The organism is Curvibacter sp. EU05-FHT14A10 (assembly GCF_058791075.1).
Genome location: NZ_JBYTDE010000042.1, coordinates 1 through 1824, shown reverse-complemented (window position 1 = coordinate 1824; position 1824 = coordinate 1). Strand labels below are relative to the sequence as shown.

The following is a 1824-nucleotide window of genomic DNA, read 5'->3' as shown; positions in this document are numbered from 1 at the left end:
ACCCTGCTCATGACGCCCATGGGCAACCTGACCCTTTACCCCCACGTCTTCAAGTCCCTGTCGTACGACCCGCTCAAGCAGTTCGTCGGCGTGGGCAAGGTCTGCAGCATGAGCTTTGGCCTGGCCGTGGGCGTCAACAGCACCGCAAAGACGCTCAAGGATTTCTTGGACCTGGCACGCAAGGACAACGCCCTGGCTGCCTACGGCACACCCGGCGCGGGCACGGCCATGCACTTCATCGGCCAGCTGCTGGGCAAGGCCGCCAAGGTGCCGCTGGCTCACGTGGCCTACCGCGGCGGCTCGGCCGCGGTGACCGATGCGGTCGGCGGTGTGCTGCCTTGCGTGATCACCACGCTGCCCAACCTGCTGCCCATGCACCAGTCAGGCAAGCTGCGCATCCTGGCGATCTCTGACGAAGCGCCGCTGGCGGCCCTGCCTGGCGTGCCCACCTTCAAGTCACTGGGCTTCAGCGACCTGGCGATCACAGAGACCTTCGCCCTGTTCGCCAGGGCTGGTACACCCGCCCCCCTGGTCGCGCAGTTGAACAAAAGCATCACCGAGGCGGTGCAGTCCGACAAGATCGGCTCGCTGCTGCGCAAGCTCGAGTACCAGCCCCAGACCGCCACCACCGAGGCCCTTGACAGGCTGCTGCGCGAGGACCATGCGCGCTGGGGCCAGATTGTGAAGGCCTCCGGCTACACGCCTGAAGACTCGTAACTTGAAGAGAGATCACTGCCTTATGTCCCGCCGCAACGTCATCGTGATCATGTCCGACGAACATGATCCCCGCATCATGGGCTGTGCCGGCCACGCCTTCGTCAAGACGCCCCATCTGGACGCACTGGCCGCGCGCGGCGTGCGCTTCACCGATGCGTACACCCCCAGCCCCATCTGCGTGCCCGCGCGCGCCGCCTTTGCCACCGGCCTGCGCGTGCACCAGACGCGGCACTGGGACAATGCCATGCCCTATGTGGGCGACCCGCGCGGCTGGGGCCACGTGTTGCAGCGCCAAGGCATCCGGGTCGAAAGCATCGGCAAGCTGCATTACCGAGCCGATGAGGACCCCGCCGGCTTTGACAAGGAGCACATTCCCATGCACGTGGTGGGCGGCCATGGCATGGTGTGGGCATCGATCCGCGATCCTTACATATCAAGCCCCAGCGGCAAGCGCATGCTGGGTGAGCACATTGGCGCAGGCGAATCGCACTACACCGCCTACGACCGGGAGGTGACTGGCCGCGCCGTCGACTGGATCCACGACGCCGGCACCCGACCCGAAGAGCCCTTTGTGCTCTACGTGGGTCTGGTGGCGCCGCACTTTCCGCTGGTGGCGCCCGAAGCGTTCTTTGCGCTGTACTCTGACGAAGTGATGCCCGAGCCCAAGCTGCAGCCCCAGAGCGGCTACCAGCGCCACCCCTGGGTGCAGGCGTATGCCGACTTCATGGACAACGAGGGCGATTTCAAGAGCCCCGAGGAGCGGCGCCAGGCCTTTGTCGCCTACTACGCGCTGTGCAGCTTTCTGGACCACAACGTGGGCCGCATCACCCAGGCGCTGCGCGACGCGGGGCTGGAGGGGGACACCACGCTGGTCTACACCTCGGACCATGGTGACAACCTCGGCACGCGCGGGCTGTGGGGCAAGTCCACCCTCTACCAGGAGAGCGTGCGTGTGCCGATGATCGTGGTGGGCCCGGGCGTGCAGCCCAGGGTCTGCGAGACGCCGGTGGATTTGCTGGACCTGTTTCCCACCATCCTGCAGGGCGCGGGGATCGACCCCAGGCCCGAGATGCAGGGCCGGCCCGGCCGCTCGCTGCTGGAACTGGG

Annotated in this window: 2 protein-coding genes; both read left to right on the top strand. The window is 66.5% G+C overall.

The window, feature by feature from the left end; translation table 11 throughout:
* A partial coding sequence (locus AC3WUT_RS30115) for a tripartite tricarboxylate transporter substrate-binding protein (protein WP_492350748.1) occupies positions 1-717 on the top strand: 717 nt, incomplete at its 5' end.
* A 22-nt stretch (positions 718-739) separates the two neighbouring features.
* Positions 740-1824, top strand: a 1085-nt coding sequence (locus tag AC3WUT_RS30110; protein ID WP_492350747.1) for a sulfatase family protein, incomplete at its 3' end; no start/stop codon positions are given.